Source organism: Nocardioides humilatus (genome assembly GCF_008373755.1).
GTDB lineage: Bacteria > Actinomycetota > Actinomycetes > Propionibacteriales > Nocardioidaceae > Nocardioides > Nocardioides humilatus.
Map to the genome: position 1 here is coordinate 1 of NZ_VUJV01000131.1, position 570 is coordinate 570.

The 570-nt window shown below is 43.0% G+C and carries 1 protein-coding gene; it reads right to left on the bottom strand.

Going from position 1 to position 570, the window contains the following annotated elements:
* Window positions 1-570: cytochrome P450 (locus F0U44_RS24230; RefSeq protein ID WP_149730619.1), on the bottom strand; the 570-nt coding region annotated here is incomplete at both ends.

A 570-nucleotide genomic window follows, 5' to 3' on the forward strand; every position in this document is an offset into this window, starting at 1 on the left:
GTTCATACAATTTTGATGTGATTAACTTCTCAACAGCAAATACCACTCCATCTTTTCCTCGGAGGCCAATAACTGTTCCAGAATTTTCTACAGCCTTTGCAGCATATTCCACTTGGAAAACGCGACCATCAGGAGAAAATTGGGGGATTTTCTTTCCATTGGATGGTAAGGTGATTTCTTGATTAACTTGCCGAGCGATGATCGGCACTGGCGGATATAATCTCAGAGTTTCCATAAGGCACCTTTCCAAGTACTTCATCTCCAAAGTGTCTTGGAACGTAACTGGGCGATCTGAGTCACCAAATATCTGGTCCAGTTCTTCAATGACTTTGTCTTGTATATCTTGATGAATACCCATCATTGATAGGAAGAAACTACTTCCGGCAGCTGTTGTGTCGTGACCCTCAAACATAATAGTGTCTACTTGTTCTTTGATTTCCTCATCGGAAATGGCCACACCACTTTGTGAACTCTCCAGCAACAGATCAAGGAAGGCCAAACGTTTCTTTTGTCCGACATCATCGTCAACGACTAAGTCATCCTTGAGACCGGATGATTGGCCGAAAGAGA